Origin of the sequence: Massilia oculi (assembly GCF_017582745.1) — a bacterium.
GTDB lineage: Bacteria > Pseudomonadota > Gammaproteobacteria > Burkholderiales > Burkholderiaceae_D > Telluria > Telluria oculi_A.
This window is the reverse complement of the sequence record NZ_JAFVIM010000027.1, coordinates 22,378-37,790: the sequence shown is the minus strand read 5'-3', so window position 1 is coordinate 37,790 and position 15,413 is coordinate 22,378. Positions and strand designations below refer to the sequence as shown.

The following is a 15,413-nucleotide window of genomic DNA, read 5'->3' as shown; positions in this document are numbered from 1 at the left end:
CCGTCTAACGCAGCACTTCGACCGCATGCATGGGATCGGTGTACTCCCGTACTTCAACGATTTCGCCATCACGAAGTCGAAACAATATGTGGTACTCGTTCTCATAGTGCTTCCCACTCTTTGTTACTCCATGAGAGCGTGCTTCAACGGCCACCATATCGCCTTCGCCAATCGAGCTTTTCAATTCCATTCTTAATCCGCCGTCAAAGAAGGCAAAAAGCTCATCAAGGGCGGGCCGCATTTCAGCTCTGGTTTTTAGTCCGGCAAAAGCAAACAGGTGAGGTTTGCCATTGACCCACCATGTCGCGTCATTACTCATCATATCGAGAAGCTCGTTGACCCCGCCATTTTCAAACTGGCCGAGGAAACGTTCAACGAGACTTTTGTTTGCTTTGGTATTCATGAGTGCTCGCGATCTGCGACGTGTATCGACAGCCCGGTCTGCCCAGTGAGAATATCGTCTCGCAAGGTCAGCGCCGGAATGCTGTAATCGCCCTTGTTCTGAGGCCGAAACGCGATGGGATCTGCGCTGAACAAAGCATCGAGTCGTTGACCGAGTTCGTCACAGATATGACGAAACCTGATCTCATCCGTACTGCCAGCTCGATATACGACAAACGGCGGCATCACGTAGAAGCCCGGATAGAACAGAATACCGTGCTGGATTGGGTAGAGCATGTCGTCGATTGGACCGTTGATGCCCCGCGGACCGTAGTGGGATTCCCAACCACCTGCTGTCACGACCAGCATGGCTCGCTTCCCGGCTAACGTGCCTTCACCAAAACGGTCCCCCCAGTGTGTGTCGGAATGCTCGCCAACCCCATAGGCAAAGCCGAAAGCATATACCCGCTCGATCCAACCTTTCAGGATTGCCGGCATGGAGTACCACCACAGCGGAAACTGAAGAATTACCGCATCGGCCCACAACAGCTTCTCCTGCTCGCGGACAATGTCTTCACTTTGAAAGCCGTTTTCGAAAGCGTGCCTGGATTCGAAGGCGACATCGAACCGGGTCGTCGACAAGCGCTGGGTGGTATCTTCGGCATCGACAGCGGCTTTCCACTGCATTGCGTACAAGTCTGATACTTGCACCAGGTGCCCCGCGCTTTGCAGCCGTTTCACCGTGAAATCTTTCAGCGCCCCGTTCAGGGACTTGGACTCCGGATGCGCATGGACGAGAAGAATGTTCATAACTGATCTTTCAACGTAAGCAAGGGAGGACAGAATAGGTTCGCGTCAGGTATATTGGAAATGAATTATCGACATACGAGCTATTAATATGCTTAATTTGCGATCGCTTGACCTGAATCTGCTCGTCACCCTTGACGTGCTTCTGGCTGAACGGAATGTGACCCGGGCAGCACGTCGCCTCAACTATTCGCAGCCTTCCGTCAGCGTTCACCTTGCCAAGCTCAGGGACATTTTTGGTGACCCTCTGTTGCTCCCTGGTCCGCGTGGAATGCAGCCCACCGCAAGAGCTGAGGAATTGATTCAGCCATTGCGCGACGCGCTTGAATCGTTGGAGCGTGCAGTCACGCCGGCCCGCCCGTTCAACCCGGCAGAGTCCCGACATACCTGGCGCGTCGCCGCCTCCGACTCCAGCGGCTCGACCATACTGTTACCTGCGCTGGCCGCGATCCGGGCGGCGGCGCCGGCAACCCGGCTTGCGGTGATGGATTTGGTACCGTCACAGATTGCGAAGCAAGCCGAACAGGGCGAGATAGATCTTGCCTTCCATACTGGCGAAGGCTCGCCTCCTGGACTGCGCCGTCGCACGCTTTTCGCAGAGCGCTATGTCCTTGCTGGTAGAGTGGGTCATCCGCGTTTGCATTCGCAACTCACGCTGGCGGAATTCTGCGAACTGGAGCATGTCATTGTGTCGCCAGATCGCGGCGGTTTCCATGGAGTGACTGACGATGCGCTTGCAAAAGCAGGTTTGAAGCGCAAGGTGGTGCTTTCCGTTCCACAGTTCTTGTTCATGATGTCCGTCCTGGCTGGCACAGACCTCGTCGCCATGGTGCCTTCGCGTCTGGTACGCAGTAGCGACATGCTGCAAATCGTCGAGCCGCCTGTCGACGTTCCTGGCTATGAAATGGTCATGCTTTGGCATGAGCGCTCCCACCGGGATCCAGCTCATCAGTGGTTGCGGGAGACGATATCAAAGTCGGTGTAAGGCGGCGGCCCTCAAGCGCAGCACAGCGGGCCTCCAGGACCGGAAATGGCAACTCAGCGCAGACCGCAACCGGCGCCGCGACTGGCCGATCAGTTCCACATTGTCGCGAACCTTTCAACGACACAGCCGGATCGTATCAGTGCATAGCCAGTCTCGCCGGCGAGATGTTGCCAAGAGTGATAGTCCGTACTGTATCGCACTATTTTGTCGCCGGGTCTCATCATCGACTTGAAAGCAGTCCATTCCGCATTGATGAATCCGAACGGCACACGTGGATAGTCTGGCTGCATTTTTAACTTGTCCGAAAGCGTCGCCATCTCCTCCTTCTCTATCTCGGCGACCGTCAGTGGAATCGAAACCTCATCGGTGGACGAAAACTTTCCGCAATGCTGACTGGGTGGCGTCGAAAGAGCCGACGATGATCCGGCCATCAAACATGCAGCGAACGGTAACGTTATCAAAGTCTTCACGAGAACTATCCATTACAAAAATCTCACTATCCGATGCGCTACTCAATTGAGATATCTAATCGCGCGCGGTACGCCACTCCTGCTGCTTGGGCGGCGTTTCGTGCGTCGGGCATTTAGTGAAGCGCTGCCTGCCATGCATCTCGATCATCTCGACGTTGGTCGTCGGCGCGCGATTAGTGATGCAATAGGTGCCGTTGCCGGTAATGACGCGCGTGCGGCGCGCACCGTCGCCCGTGTTGTTCACCAGTTCCTCGACCTTGGGCGCTTCCCACAGGCGCGGCGCCGCCATGGCGCGCGCGTGCTCCATGCCCTCGCGCATGCGGATCTGCGGGCTATCCGGCGGCAAGACGATCAGTGGCTTGTTTTCCTTGCGCAGGGTGCGGTCGATCTCGCCGACGCTGCGCCGCGCATTGGCGAGAATGTCTGCGGCACTGGGCATCGCAGCGGGCTGCTTGTCCACCATCGACGGCGCTGGCGCGGCCGATGACGCTTCCTCCACCGCCGCTGGAGCGGGAACGGTGCGAGCTGGACGCGCCGGAGCGGTAACAGGTGCGGGCCGTACTGTCTCCAACTGCGCCGGCGCAGCCGGCTCGAGGCGCGGTGGCAGCGCGGGCAGCGTGGGCAGCGACAGCCACTGCATCGCCTCGTCGCTCCCCTCTTGCGGCGTCAAAGGCAGCTTGCCGGCCATCTGCCAGGCCAGGATCAAGGCCAGGTGGACCGCCAGCGTAACGCCAACACCGGCAAGGCGCTCATTGCGCGTGCCGGCAGTCGACGGGAACGGATAAGAGAGACTGGTCATCGACCAGCAGTATAGCGAGCCGGCCAGCGCGTACGCTCACCAATTCTATCCGGTGCCCAGGATCGTCCGGACCGTCGCCAGATGCGTCGGCACCGACATCACCTCGAGCAGCAGCTCGCGCAGGCCGTCCCAGACGATCTGCACGCCAAGGCACAGCAGGATGAAGGCGGTCAAACGCAGGAAGACCGCGGTGCCAGCCTCCCCGATCAGCCGCAGCAAATGTTCGCCATAGCGGAACGCGAGATAGATCAGCACGCCGATGACCGCCAGCGCCATCAGGGCGCCGCCCATGCGCGCCAGCGAGAACACGATCTGCGCGTCGTGCAGCGCGACGCCCACCGTGATCGCCACCGCGATCGAGGCCGGGCCGCAGCTGATCGGGAAGGTCAATGGATAGAAGGCCTGGCGGTACGCATGGTCTTGCGTATAAGCCTCCGCCAGTGCGGTGCGGCTGTCCAGCGTGGAAGGAGTCGCGCCCAGCAAACGCCAGGCCACCGAAGCGAGGATCAGGCCCCCGCCGACCCGCACGATGGGCAGCGAGATGCCGAAGAAGTCGAGTACATACGAGCCGATGAGCATCGACCCCGTCATCAGCCAGAACATATTGCGCGCGATGCGGCGCGCCAGCAGCGTGCGGGTGGCGGGCGATGCACCCTCGGTCATGCTCAGGAAAATCGGTGCGGTGGCGGCCGGATTCAGGATCGGCAGCATCGTCACCAATACAAACAAGAAACTCCTGGCTGCTGCCAGCAACAATTCTATCGTCATGAAAATAGCGGGGGAAAGTTCCGGCGAACGCTCGACGCTCGCCGCATGTGGGCGGCACGCGTGTCGGCCACACTGTAACCGATGACCGGGGACAGCCTGCACACCGCTGAGGCCAATAATTTCATGTATGCCAATGAATTGTCGCGCACACCGTTGGTTTGTCATCAACATTTCATCGTCAAGACATAAGCTGGGCAGCGCTGTACGTGAATTCCTTGTAATCCCTCCAACCGACCGGATCAATCAAATGCAACCACACGACTTTGCCCCGCTCATCATGCAGGTGCGCGCATGAGCCGTCGCGACTTTCTCCGCACGCTGGCGCAGACGGGTGGCGCCAGCGCAGTGCTGGCCACCTTCCCTCCCGCCATCCAGCGCGCCCTGGCCCTGCCAGCGAACCAGCGCACCCGCAGCCTGCAGGACGTCGAGCACATCGTCGTGCTGACGCAGGAAAACCGCAGCTTCGACCATTATTTCGGCACCATGGAAGGCGTGCGCGGCTTCGGGGATCCGTTCCCGATCCCCGTCGTCGACCGGCAAAACCTTTTCAGCCGCAAATCGGTCTTCGTCCAGAAGAGCGTCGGCGGCGCGCCGGTGCCAGGCCGGCCCGACTGGCCGCAAAGCCGCGCCATCGCGCCATTCCGGCTCAACACCGTCCAGGACTTTCCCGTCCTCCGGGTGGCGGGCACGCCGCACGCCTGGCTCGACGCGCAACTGGCCTGGGACAGTGGACGCATGAACGACTGGTGCGCGGCCAAGCAGAACCATTCGATGGGCTATTACGCCGAGGCCGACCTGCCGTTCCAGTTCGCGCTCGCGCGCGCCTTCACGATCTGCGACCACTATCACTGCGCCACGCAGACCGGCACCAACACCAACCGCCTGTTCCTGTTCACCGGCCATAACGATCCGCTGGCCGTGGCGGGCGGCCCGTCGACCGACAACAGCCGCGATAACTTCAACCAGGACCCGGCCACCGACTATCTCTGGACCACCTATCCTGAACGCCTGCAGGCGGCCGGCATCAGCTGGCAGGTGTACCAGAACATGGCGGACAACTTCACCGACAATCCGCTGGCCGGATTCCGCAGCTTCCGCAACGCCTGGTACGGACGTCCCGGTGCTTCGCAGGCGCTGCGCGAGCGCGGCATCAGCACGCGCGACCTCGACCTCCTCAAGGCCGACGTGCTGGCCAACCGCCTGCCGCAGGTGAGCTGGGTCGTGGCCACCGCCGAGGGGTCCGAGCATCCTGGGCCGTCGAGTCCCGCCTCCGGCGCCGACTATATCGCGCGCGTGCTGGACGCACTGACGGCCAACCCCGAGAGCTGGAGCAAGACAGTATTCCTCGTCAACTTCGACGAGAACGACGGCTTCTTCGACCACATGCCGCCGCCCTCGGTCCCGGCCTATACGGCCTACAGCGCCGACCCGGCCCAGGCACGCCTGGCCGGCGCGTCCACCGTCGACACGCTTGGTGAATACCACCATGTGCTGAACGGCGCCGATCCGCGCACGCTGCACCGTCCTTACGGCTTCGGTCCGCGCGTGCCGATGTACGTCATCTCACCCTGGTCCAAGGGTGGCTGGGTGAATTCCCAGGTCTTCGATCATTCGTCCGTGGTGCGATTCATCGAGGCGCGCTTTGGCGTGCGCGAGCCGCTCATCAGCCCGTGGCGGCGCGCGGTGAGCGGCAACCTGCTCTCGTGTTTCGACTTCGTGAATCCGCCCGACAGCGGTTTCGGTCAGTTGCTGCCCGAAACGGCGGCCCGGCGCGCAATGGCCCTGGCCCTGCCCAATACCAAGGTGCCGGCCACGCCGGCCACACTGGCCGCGCCGGTCCAGGCAGCCGGGGTGCGACCGGCGCGCGCCTTGCCGTATGAACTCCAGGTGCAGGCGCAAGCGCTGACCGGCCAGGTCGAACTCACCTTCGACAACGCCGGCGAAGCCGGTGCGGTATTCCATGTCTACGATCGCCTGGCGCTGGACCAGGTTCCGCGCCGCTACACCGTCGAGGCGGGCAAGCAGCTGAAGGGGCGCTGGAGCACCGCTTCGCTCTACGATCTCTGGATCCTGGGGCCGAACGGCTTCCATCGCCATGTCGCGGGGGATGTGCGCCGCGGCCGCAATGCGGATGCGCCAGAGCTGATCCTGCGCGCCGACCGCAAGGCCGGAGAACTGGTGATCGAGCTGGTGAACGACGGTGCGCAGCCCTGCACCTTCAGCCTGGCCGCCAACAAGTACTACGACGCCAGGCCGGTCGAGGTGCGTGTCGTCGCGCGCTCGCGCAGCACCGTGCGGCTGCCGCTGGCGTCGAGCCACCACTGGTACGACTACAGCCTGCGCGTGAATGGCTTGCCCGGCTGGCTGCGGCGCTTCGCCGGCCACCTGGAAAACGGACTGCCGTCGATCAGCGATCCCGCGATGCAGGGGCCGGCACGGCTCGACCAGTATCGTGTCAATTGAACCTCACAAGGAGTCTTTCATGATGTACCGATTTCTCGTTGGCGCGGCCTTGCTGGCCGCGGTGTGCAGCGCCCAGGCGGCGGTGGTCTATGGCGACAACCTGGTCGTCAACGGCGATGCCGAGGCTGGCCTGGCCGGATGGACCGGGTATGCCGGCTACGACATGTTCCAGTCCGTGAACTACGGCAGCAACTGGGTCTTGCCGACCCAGCCTGGACCCAGCGACCGTGGCGCCCGGATGTTCAGCGGTCTCGGACAATACGCCGTCGGCTATCAGACACTGGACTTCGGCACGACGACGTCGCAGCGGATTTCCTACTCCCTGAGCGGATGGCTCGGCGGCTGGAGCAACCAGGGCGATAACGCGCTGTTCTACGTGCAGTTCCTCGACGAGCTGGGCAACGAGGTCGGAAGTTCGGCGCTCGGCCCCGTGACGCCGGGCGACCGCGACAACCAGACCGGCCTGTTCTACCGCGAGTCCGAGGGGTTCCTGCCGGAAGGCACCCGCTCTCTATCGTTCTGGTTGTCGATGGAACGCCTGGTCTCCGGCGACAACGACGGCTATGCGGACAACCTTTCCTTCATCCTGCAGGCGCCAGGCGGCGAGGTGCCGGAACCTGGCATGGCCTCGATGTTCGTGCTCGGCGGCGGCATCCTGGGCTGGGCGCGGCGTCGGCGCAAACCGGCGCGCTGACGGCGGTCGACGTCCATGGCGAGCAGGTGGGCGGCGTGCGTTAGCCGTGGACGTCGTCCGCCCACCCCAGCCGCATCGGATTGAAATACAAGCCCTTCACGCACTGCGTCGGCGCCACCCGCACGAAGCCGAACGCCTCGTACGCCGGCACCGCATGGTTCGACGCATTGACCGTGAAGTTGCCGTCGCCGCCGCGTGCGATGGCCGCCGCCCGCGCCACATTCCACAAGCGCCGCGCCAGCCCCCGCCCCTGCCAGCGCTTGCCGACGAACAGGTGAAACAGATGGCTGTTGTCGCGGATCGCAATGAAGCCCGCGAGCTGTCCCTCATCCAGCGCCACGTGGTACACATGCCCCAGCGCCAGGTATTTGCGCACACCGATCTGGTCGTTCTCGGCCAGGAAGGTCGCGGCGCCCTCGCGCGTCGATTCGTGCACGATGAACTCCAGCGCCAGCTCGCGCAACTGGGCCGCGATGGCGGGAACGAGCAGCGGAATATCGGTGTCGACCAGCGGCCTGATGTCCATGACATGTATTGACAGTGTTGCGTGGAGCGTAAACATACCACAGCGTTGATTTTCCATAATGCAATTTTATTGACGAGCGGGCGGGCCCCGTCCTACCATGGTTCGACCATGCCGAAAGCCAGCTTCCTCGCCTTATTTTCCCCTGCCGCCGGCACGGTTCCCAAACGCCGCAAGGTGCCCCTGACGCAGCCGCTGCGCCATGCCCGCTACCGCCGCATCTGGCTCGCCAACCTGGTCTCGAATCTCGGTACCTGGGTCCAGACCTTCGCCGCAGCCTGGCTGGTCGCCTCGCTGTCGCAATCGGCCTCGATCACCTCGCTGGTGCAGACCGCCACCTATCTGCCGATCTTCCTGTTCGCGTTGCTCGCCGGGGTGCTGGCCGACGCCGTGCACCGGCCCAAATTCCTGTTCTTCTGCAATCTGTTCAATGCAGTATGCGCCGGCGCGATGGCCGTGCTGGTCTGGAGCGGCAAGGTATCCAGCGGCCCGGTGCTGGCGATCACGTTTTGCCTGGGCATCGGCACCGCCTTCGTCTGGCCGGCCTGGCAGGCGGCGCTGGCAAGCCTGGTCGAACCCGACGAAGTCGAGGCCGCCGCCACGCTCAACAACCTGTCGTACAACCTGTCCGCCATCCTCGGCCCGGTGCTGGGCGGCCTGCTGTTCGGCTGGATCGGGCCGGGCGCCCTGTTCCTGGCCAACGCAGTCTCCTTCATCGGCCTGCTGGGGGTCTACTGGCACTGGTGGCGCGAGGGCGAACCGCAGCCGGGCGCGCGCGAAAAGTTCGGCGCGCGCCTGCGCCTGGGCTTCGCTACCGCCTTCGGCTGCCCGCGCTACCGCCGCATCCTGCGCAATGTGTGTTCGGTCTTCTTCGCCACCATCGCCTTCGCCAGCCTGCTGCCGGTCTTCGTGCGCGACGTGCTGCACATGCGCGCCGGCGTGTATGGCACCCTGATGGGCTGCCTGGGCGGTGGGGCGGTGGCTGCCGCCTTCTTCCTGCCGCAGGTTCGGGCACGGGTCGACCGCACCGGGCTGCTGGCCGGCGCGCTGCTGGTATATGGCGCGATGCTGCTGGCCATGCCGCATACACGCTCGCTGATCCTGCTCGCGCCCATGATCGTCTGCGGCGGCATGGCCTGGTCCACCACCGTCTCGACCCTCAACGCGGCGGCCCAGCTGTCCTTCCCGGCCGAGGTGCGCGCCCGCACCCTGTCGATCTACCTGTTCGTGATGTCCGGCGGCTATGCAGCCGGCAGCGTGCTGTGGGGACTGGTCGCCGACGCCTGGGGCGTGCGCGCCGCGTTCGCCGCCGCAGGCGCCTGCGTGGTGCTCAACGCCCTGGTCTTGCTGACGGGCGGCCGGAAACACCCCATCTAATCGTGTCTTTGATCCGCCCCGCGAACGTGTAAAGTGGCGCTATTATCCTGATCATTTTGCCAATGCCAGTCACGCTCGCCGATTTCCGTTTCGCTCCCTGCTTCGACGTCGCGGTCGCGAGCCGCGTCGGCTGCGGCCCGTCCACCCGCGCCGAGAACCAGGACAATTTCGTCGTCATCGATTTCGACGGCCGCGCGTGCCGCCTGCAGGACCAGCAACCCTGCTTTCTTACAGTGGACGGCTGGCCGTCCGGCCATGGCCGGTTGGCGGTGCTGGACGGCATGGGCGGCCATGGCCATGGCCGCGAAGCGGCCGAAGCACTGGCGGCGGCCCTGCTGGCGATGCCGGCCTGCGCCACATTGGAAGAACTGGGCGGGCGGCTGGACGCCATCCACGCCGGCCTGCAGGCGCGCTTCGCCCAGGGCGCCAGCGGCGCCGGGCGGCCCGGCACCACGCTGACCCTGCTCGAATTGCCGGCGAGCGGCGCGCCGCTGCTGGTCCACGTAGGCGACTCGCGCCTGTATGAACTCGACGCGGCGCACGCCACGCCCCTGACGGTCGACCACGTGCCGGCCACCGTGGCCGCCCTCGCCGGCCGCCTCGACGAGGCGGACTGGTGGCGCCAGGTGCACGGACGCCATGCGCCGCAGATCGCCCAGGCTTTCATCCTTGGCAACGCCTTCGCCGATCCGACGCGCCTGTCCGACCCGCTGTTCGCCCTGACCCCGGAGAACCTGCCCTGCTGGCTCGCCCGCCTGGCCGACCGCCGCGCGCTCCCCCTGCGGCCCGGCGCGGCCTACCTGCTGGCCACCGACGGCTTCTGGTCCTGCGCTCAGCCGGACGGTTTCGTTGCCGGCTGGCCGGCATTGATGCAGGGCGATCCGGATGCGGTGACCCTGGTCGAGCGCCTGTTCGGCCTGCTGGAGAACGATCCGCCGGCCGGCCTGCAGCCCGACAACCTGACCGCGCTGGTCGCACGGCCGCTGGCCCGCCATGCCGACGAAACCGTGCTGCCGGTGGAAGGCCCCACCAAAGCCACCAACTGATCTAATGCTTTTAGAAAATAATGTTGTTAATCAACGAACTTGGTGCGCCGTGCGGTTCAAAAACAGCGTAAGCTTGCAATATTGATTTCGACCATTATTTAACTTGTCGTCCTGACATGAACCGCTGCCGCAATCCCGAGCATCCGCACTGCACCGTCTGGGTCCTGCCCGGCGACGCCATGTGCGCGCACGGGCATGCCCAGCCCGAGGCCCAGGCCGAGCTGCAGCCTTCCGCGCCGCCGGTAGCCACCGCGCCGGCCGTCGGCCTGCCGTCGAGTTTCGACGCCATCACCGCCCTGCGCAGCCGGCGCCCGACCGACATCGGGCCGGCGCCGACGCTACCGCGGGCCAACCTGCAACGCCCCCAGCTGCACATCAGCGGTTTCGACCCGCGCGCCGCCGGCGGCCGCCAGGCGATCCGCCTCGAGCTGCGCGGCATGCCGATGGATTGCGCGCCCGAGGTGCGCATGCTGGTGCGCTCGGCCCTGCGCCTGCACGGCGGCGAGAGCTATGCCTTCCAGCGCACCTCGCGCGGCGACTGGCGCCCCCTGTTCCTCGAATTTTCCTCGCGCGGCCTGGAGCACGGCCAGTACCGCATCGAGATCGAGCTGCACAGCCATCATCGCCAGGCCCCGGAATCGAACCGCACCTGGACCTGCTCGCCCGTCATCCTGGTGCCGCGCCAGGACGCCAGCCTGGGCGAGATCCACCAGACCTTCCTCGCGACCCACAAGAACGTGCGCGTGACGGCCGACGACGCCGGCATCGCCCGCGTGAATGCACCGGGCGGCGGACGGATCGACATCGACGTCAATGCCCGCAATGCCTCGATCGCCCAGCTCAACCTGGACGGCGGCAGCGGCAAGATCGACCTCGGCATGTCGACCATCGCCTGGGACGAAGACCTGATCGAGATCGACATCCCGGTCGAGGCGGCGCTGCATCCCTGCCCCGGCGCCAGGGCCTGCCTGGTGCACGCCGAGGCCGACTCGGCCACCCAGCGCCACGTACGCCTGTTCGCGCTCGACGAGTGCGTGCTGGGCCGCTTCGAGAGCATCGCGCCCGAGGCCGACCTGCTGCTGGCCCATCACGGTGAAACCGGCGCCGAGATTGGCGGCCTGACCCGCCGCCTGTCGGGACGGCACGCCGTCATCCGCCGCAGCCGGCATGGCTTCGAGATCGAGGACGTGTCCCGCTACGGCCTGCTGCTGGACGGTGTCTGGCCCGGCAAGCACATGCCGGTGCAGCTGCGGCTTGGCATGCGGATCGAATTGACCGCCAGCATCAAGGGCATCGTCACGCTCGAGGTGACGGCCCTGATGGCGCACGCGGTGGTGCTGCACCGGCTGGACGCCGGCGCGCGCGCCGAATGCTTCTACCTGATGGCGCCGGACTGCCTGCCTGCCTCGAGCAGGCACCAGCAGGCGTCCAGCATGCCGCGCGCCGCCGCGCTGCCGATGCTGTTCCATCGCGACGGCGGCTTCTGGCAGCGCGACCGCGACAGCGGCCGCGAGACCCCGCTGGCGCCGCAGGCCCAGCTTGACCGCCTGCAGCAGGCGGGCCTGGGCATCGCGGCGCGCTTCGTGGCGCAGGCTTATCCAGAGGCGCACGGCGACCACCGTGGCGGTGACGAACGTCGCAGCCACGCGCTTATCGCCGCACTCAACGCCTGAACCGGTCGCCCTGGCGGGCGAGCGCTCAACCGTGGGGCGGGATCAGGATCAGGAAGACCAATGCCGCGCCGGCCAACAGCGCGGCCTGCAAGGCGAACACGATCGCCGGCGCCCGCAGGTGTTCGGGTATCTTCATGGCATCACCTCCGCGTCAAGACCACGTTGATGATGCCAGCTTACGCCGGCGCCGGTTGCCCCAGCGCCCGTTAGCCGCGCGGCAAATCAGTCGTGGCGCCAGGCCGCCGGCAAAGGCGGCAGCGGAATACGTTCCGTTTCGCCCGGCACTGCCACGAAGCGGTCCGCTTCCCAGTCGTGCGCCGCCTGCTCGATGCGCTCTCGGCTGGTCGAGACGAAATTCCAGAAGATGAAGCGCTTGCCGTCCAGCGGCGCGCCGCCGATCACGACGAAGCGCGCTCCTTCGGGCGAGCTGACCCGCACCGCGGCGCCCGTCTCGAGCATCGCCATCGTGTTGGCAGGGACCGCTTCGCCGTCGATCTCGATGGCGCCGAACGGCGCGTACAGTGCAGCTTCGTCGGGCAAGCGATCGAGCTCGATGGCGGCGCCCGCGTCGAGGTGCACGTCGAGGTAGAGCGTCTCGGCGAAGGTCGGCACCGGCGAGGTCTGGCCCAGCGCGGTGCCGACCAGCACCCTCACCCTGGCGCCGTCGAGCTGCACCTCGGGGATCCGGTCCGCCGGCGTGTGGCTGAACGCGGCCGGCGCTTCTTCGTGCTCGCGTGGCAGCGCGGCCCACAATTGCAGGCCGTGGGTGCGGCGCTTGCGCTCGAGCAGGTCTTCGGGCGTGCGCTCGGAGTGCACGATGCCGCTGCCGGCCGTCATCCAGTTGATCGCGCCCGGCTCGATGCGCTGCTCGGTGCCCAGGCTGTCGCGGTGCATGATCGCGCCCTCGAACAGGTAGGTCACCGTGGCCAGGCCGATGTGCGGATGCGGGCGCACGTCATGGCGCGTGCCCGGCTCGGCCTCCACCGGTCCCATGTGGTCGAAGAACAGGAAGGGGCCGACCGACTGCCTGGCCGCCGCCGGCAGGATGCGGCGCACGGTGAAACCGCCGCCCAGGTCCTTGTCGTGCGATTTGAAGAGGTGTGCGATGCTCATGGCGAACTCCTGGTCGGAAAGACAATGCTCGACTGTACACCGGTTTACAATTCGCGCACCACCCGAAAGCCGACGATATCGTTCGACAGCACGGCCGAGAAGCCGTTGCGCAGCGCCGAGCGCAGGTAGCGCGGGTTGTACAGCCAGGAACCGCCACGCAGGATGCGCCGCACCTGGTCGCCGCCCAGTTCCCAGGCGCTGCCGTCGCCTGGCGCGCCCTCGTAGTTGTCGTGCACCACGTCCTGCACCCATTCCCAGACGTTGCCGTGCATATCGTGCAGGCCCCAGGCATTCGGCGCGAACGAATCGGCCGGCGTGGTGCCGTGCCGGAATTCGCCGCGCGGCCCGCCGTTATAGGTGAAGCTGCCGTCGAAATTGGCTTGCAGGGTCGAGATGGTGTCGCCCACGTTGAAGGCTGTCTTGCTGCCGGCGCGGCAGGCGTATTCCCATTCGGCCTCGCTCGGCAGCCGGTAGCGCTTGCCCGTGGCCTCGCTCAGCCAGGCCACGTACTGCTGCGCGTCGAACCAGGTGACCCCGACCACCGGATGCATATCGGTTTGCGGGAAGCCAGGGGATTCCCAATTGACCTCGCCATGCTGTTCCCAGCCGCTGGCCTGCACGAAGGCGCGCCACTCGCCGACCGTCACCGGATAGCGGCCCATGGCGAAGGGGCGTTCGATGCCGACCCAGTGCTGCGGCGTCTCGCGCGCGATCCAGTTCTTTTGCGAGCCGGCCGCCATCGCGATGCGGCGCTCGTGCTCGGGCGAGCCCATCTCGAAACGGCCGGCCTGGATCAGGACCAGGGCCGGGCCGTTGCCGCTACCGTCGGTGAATGGGTCGTGCAGAATGGCGCCGGCATCTGGAACCGGCATCGATGGCGCCGGCGCGCTCGGCGCCGGCTCGGCGGGGGTGGAAGCCGTCTGCCCGCGCGCCAGCTCTTCTTCGCGCGCCTTCTTCTGCTGCGCGAGATACGCGGCGGCGGCCTTGGCCTGGGCCGCCTTCCGTGCCGCTTCTTCCTTGGCCGCCTGCGCCTTCGCCACCTCTTCGTCGCGCTTGGCCAGCAACTGCTGGCGGAGCAGCTCCTTGCGCGCCAGGCGCGCCTCTTCGGCCGCCGCCCGTTCGCGCCGCTGCTGTTCGCGCAACTGGATGCGGCGCTGCTCGTCGAGCCGGGCCTGGGCCGCGGCGGCGGCTTCGGCCTCCACCTTGCGGCGTGCAGCCAGCTCGCGCGCTTCCTTCTCTTCCAGCACCCGGCGCGCCGCCGCCTGCGCGGCCAGTTCCTCGGCCGACGGGCCGGCCGCGGCGCGGATCGCGTCCAGCAGCGCATGCACCGTGGCCGGACGCTGCCCCGGGTCGGATGCGAAGCCGGCGCGCAGCACTTCCCATTGGCGCGCGCCCAGCGTCTCCGGCACTTGCCCGCCCGGCGCGCCGGGCAGCACGCCGGTCAGCAGCTGGTGGATCATCACCGCCACCGCGTACACGTCGAGCGTCGGCTCCGGCACCCGGCCTTCGAGCGCCGCCTCGGGCGCGCGGTAGCCGGCGGTGCCGGACGTCGCCGGCGCGTCGAGCGGCGACATGGCGCCGCTGGCGCGGGCGCGCGCCGCGATGCCGAAGTCGAGCAGCTTGACTTCACCCTTGCGGGTGACGAACACATTGCCCGGCTTGATGTCGCGGTGGACCAGGCGGTGCTTGCCCCAGGCGTAGTCGAGGGCGTCGGCCACCGGGTCGAGGAGCGCCAGCAAGCGATCGAGGGGAAGCCGGGACTCACGCGCCAGCACGGCATCGAGGTCCTCTCCTTCCAGGTACTCCATGATGATGAAGTAACTGGACGTGGCCGGATCCTGGGCCCATTCGTAGACGCGCACGATGTGCTCGTGCGCCAGGCGCCGCGCGCGCGTGGCTTCCTGGATCAGGAGTTTCGCATGGCTCGCGGCCTGGGTCAGGTGCGGCGGCAGGATCTTGAGCGCGACCTGGGCGCTGTGACCCAGTTCGGCGTGGGTGGCGAGGTCCGTCGCCTGCCACACCTGGCCCATGCCGCCATGGGCGATCAGGCGCTCGAGCCGGTAGCGGCGCGTTTGCGGGCCGATTTCCTGGCCGGCCATCAGGCCGATCTCGGTGCCGGGACGCGCCATGGGCACATCCGCTGCAGGACCGAGCTCAGTGCCGGGCGCCTGCGCCTCGGCGCGCTCGGCCGGCGTATAGGCCGCGTCCAGGATCGCGTTCTTGCGCAGGTCGAACTCCTGACGGCTCAACAGCCCGTCTTCGTGCAGCGCGCGTAGTTCGCGGATCTTGTCGATGGCAGTCTGCATTGCTATTG

14 protein-coding genes are annotated in these 15,413 nt (G+C 66.0%); 6 read left to right on the top strand and 8 right to left on the bottom strand.

The window, feature by feature from the left end:
- Positions 1–4: 4 nt before the first annotated feature.
- Together J3U95_RS23935 and J3U95_RS23930 are read right to left on the bottom strand one after the other, a co-directional pair.
- The gene (locus tag J3U95_RS23935; RefSeq protein WP_208281145.1) at positions 5–403 is read right to left on the bottom strand and encodes a nuclear transport factor 2 family protein; all 399 of its coding nucleotides are present in this window, start codon (positions 401–403) and stop codon (positions 5–7) included.
- Positions 400–1,191: an NAD(P)H-dependent oxidoreductase gene (locus tag J3U95_RS23930; RefSeq protein ID WP_208281144.1), complete on the bottom strand. Its 792-nt coding sequence runs from the start codon at positions 1,189–1,191 to the stop codon at positions 400–402. Before J3U95_RS23930 ends, J3U95_RS23935 begins: the two co-directional genes overlap by 4 nt.
- 88 nt (positions 1,192–1,279) lie before the next feature.
- Between J3U95_RS23930 and J3U95_RS23925 the strand changes: the two genes are divergently transcribed.
- The gene (locus J3U95_RS23925) at positions 1,280–2,173 is read left to right on the top strand and encodes a LysR family transcriptional regulator (RefSeq protein WP_208281143.1); all 894 of its coding nucleotides are present in this window, start codon (positions 1,280–1,282) and stop codon (positions 2,171–2,173) included.
- A gap of 89 nt (positions 2,174–2,262) precedes the next feature.
- On the opposite strand, the gene J3U95_RS23920 is transcribed toward J3U95_RS23925, so the two are convergent.
- The 3 genes from J3U95_RS23920 to J3U95_RS23910 are packed head-to-tail and all read right to left on the bottom strand — an operon-like array spanning position 2,263 to position 4,210.
- Complete coding sequence (locus J3U95_RS23920) at positions 2,263–2,643, bottom strand: hypothetical protein (protein ID WP_208281142.1); 381 nt, start codon at positions 2,641–2,643, stop codon at positions 2,263–2,265.
- Between the two features lie 55 nt (positions 2,644–2,698).
- The gene (locus J3U95_RS23915) at positions 2,699–3,442 is read right to left on the bottom strand and encodes a hypothetical protein (RefSeq protein WP_208281141.1); all 744 of its coding nucleotides are present in this window, start codon (positions 3,440–3,442) and stop codon (positions 2,699–2,701) included.
- 45 nt (positions 3,443–3,487) lie between these two features.
- Complete coding sequence (locus J3U95_RS23910) at positions 3,488–4,210, bottom strand: MarC family protein (RefSeq protein ID WP_208281140.1); 723 nt, start codon at positions 4,208–4,210, stop codon at positions 3,488–3,490.
- A gap of 291 nt (positions 4,211–4,501) precedes the next feature.
- On the opposite strand from J3U95_RS23910, the gene J3U95_RS23905 reads away from it, so the two are divergent.
- A complete protein-coding gene (locus tag J3U95_RS23905) occupies positions 4,502–6,673 on the top strand; it encodes a phosphocholine-specific phospholipase C (protein ID WP_208281139.1) in 2,172 nt (723 codons plus the stop codon).
- A 19-nt stretch (positions 6,674–6,692) separates the two neighbouring features.
- Positions 6,693–7,367, top strand: coding sequence for a PEP-CTERM sorting domain-containing protein (locus J3U95_RS23900; protein ID WP_229520069.1), 675 nt, complete (start codon positions 6,693–6,695; stop codon positions 7,365–7,367).
- A gap of 40 nt (positions 7,368–7,407) precedes the next feature.
- Here the strand turns inward: J3U95_RS23900 and J3U95_RS23895 are convergent, their stop codons facing one another.
- The gene (locus J3U95_RS23895) at positions 7,408–7,893 is read right to left on the bottom strand and encodes a GNAT family N-acetyltransferase (RefSeq protein WP_208281138.1); all 486 of its coding nucleotides are present in this window, start codon (positions 7,891–7,893) and stop codon (positions 7,408–7,410) included.
- A 108-nt stretch (positions 7,894–8,001) separates the two neighbouring features.
- On the opposite strand from J3U95_RS23895, the gene J3U95_RS23890 reads away from it, so the two are divergent.
- The 3 genes from J3U95_RS23890 (at position 8,002) to J3U95_RS23880 (ending at position 11,986) form a co-directional block, all read left to right on the top strand.
- Positions 8,002–9,267, top strand: a complete 1,266-nt coding sequence (locus tag J3U95_RS23890; protein WP_208281137.1) for an MFS transporter — start codon at positions 8,002–8,004, stop codon at positions 9,265–9,267.
- A 62-nt stretch (positions 9,268–9,329) separates the two neighbouring features.
- Entirely contained in the window at positions 9,330–10,313 is a 984-nt protein-coding gene (locus J3U95_RS23885; protein WP_208281136.1) for a PP2C family protein-serine/threonine phosphatase, read from the top strand.
- 116 nt (positions 10,314–10,429) lie between these two features.
- Complete coding sequence (locus tag J3U95_RS23880) at positions 10,430–11,986, top strand: FHA domain-containing protein (RefSeq protein WP_208281135.1); 1,557 nt, start codon at positions 10,430–10,432, stop codon at positions 11,984–11,986.
- Between the two features lie 222 nt (positions 11,987–12,208).
- On the opposite strand, the gene J3U95_RS23875 is transcribed toward J3U95_RS23880, so the two are convergent.
- The gene (locus J3U95_RS23875; RefSeq protein WP_208281134.1) at positions 12,209–13,099 is read right to left on the bottom strand and encodes a pirin family protein; all 891 of its coding nucleotides are present in this window, start codon (positions 13,097–13,099) and stop codon (positions 12,209–12,211) included.
- Positions 13,100–13,143: 44 nt separating this feature from the next.
- Complete coding sequence (locus tag J3U95_RS23870) at positions 13,144–15,405, bottom strand: bifunctional serine/threonine-protein kinase/formylglycine-generating enzyme family protein (RefSeq protein ID WP_208281133.1); 2,262 nt, start codon at positions 15,403–15,405, stop codon at positions 13,144–13,146.
- Positions 15,406–15,413: the final 8 nt, after the last annotated feature.

Coding starts and splice junctions, on each gene's coding strand:
- J3U95_RS23930 (WP_208281144.1), bottom strand. CDS start 1,191: ATGAACATTCTTCTCGTCCATGCGCATCCGGAGTCCAAGTCCCTGAAC.
- J3U95_RS23915 (WP_208281141.1), bottom strand. CDS start 3,442: ATGACCAGTCTCTCTTATCCGTTCCCGTCGACTGCCGGCACGCGCAAT.
- J3U95_RS23880 (WP_208281135.1), top strand. CDS start 10,430: ATGAACCGCTGCCGCAATCCCGAGCATCCGCACTGCACCGTCTGGGTC.
- J3U95_RS23890 (WP_208281137.1), top strand. CDS start 8,002: ATGCCGAAAGCCAGCTTCCTCGCCTTATTTTCCCCTGCCGCCGGCACG.
- J3U95_RS23875 (WP_208281134.1), bottom strand. CDS start 13,099: ATGAGCATCGCACACCTCTTCAAATCGCACGACAAGGACCTGGGCGGC.
- J3U95_RS23900 (WP_229520069.1), top strand. CDS start 6,693: ATGATGTACCGATTTCTCGTTGGCGCGGCCTTGCTGGCCGCGGTGTGC.
- J3U95_RS23910 (WP_208281140.1), bottom strand. CDS start 4,210: ATGACGATAGAATTGTTGCTGGCAGCAGCCAGGAGTTTCTTGTTTGTA.
- J3U95_RS23870 (WP_208281133.1), bottom strand. CDS start 15,405: ATGCAGACTGCCATCGACAAGATCCGCGAACTACGCGCGCTGCACGAA.
- J3U95_RS23905 (WP_208281139.1), top strand. CDS start 4,502: ATGAGCCGTCGCGACTTTCTCCGCACGCTGGCGCAGACGGGTGGCGCC.
- J3U95_RS23885 (WP_208281136.1), top strand. CDS start 9,330: ATGCCAGTCACGCTCGCCGATTTCCGTTTCGCTCCCTGCTTCGACGTC.
- J3U95_RS23935 (WP_208281145.1), bottom strand. CDS start 403: ATGAATACCAAAGCAAACAAAAGTCTCGTTGAACGTTTCCTCGGCCAG.
- J3U95_RS23895 (WP_208281138.1), bottom strand. CDS start 7,893: ATGGACATCAGGCCGCTGGTCGACACCGATATTCCGCTGCTCGTTCCC.
- J3U95_RS23925 (WP_208281143.1), top strand. CDS start 1,280: ATGCTTAATTTGCGATCGCTTGACCTGAATCTGCTCGTCACCCTTGAC.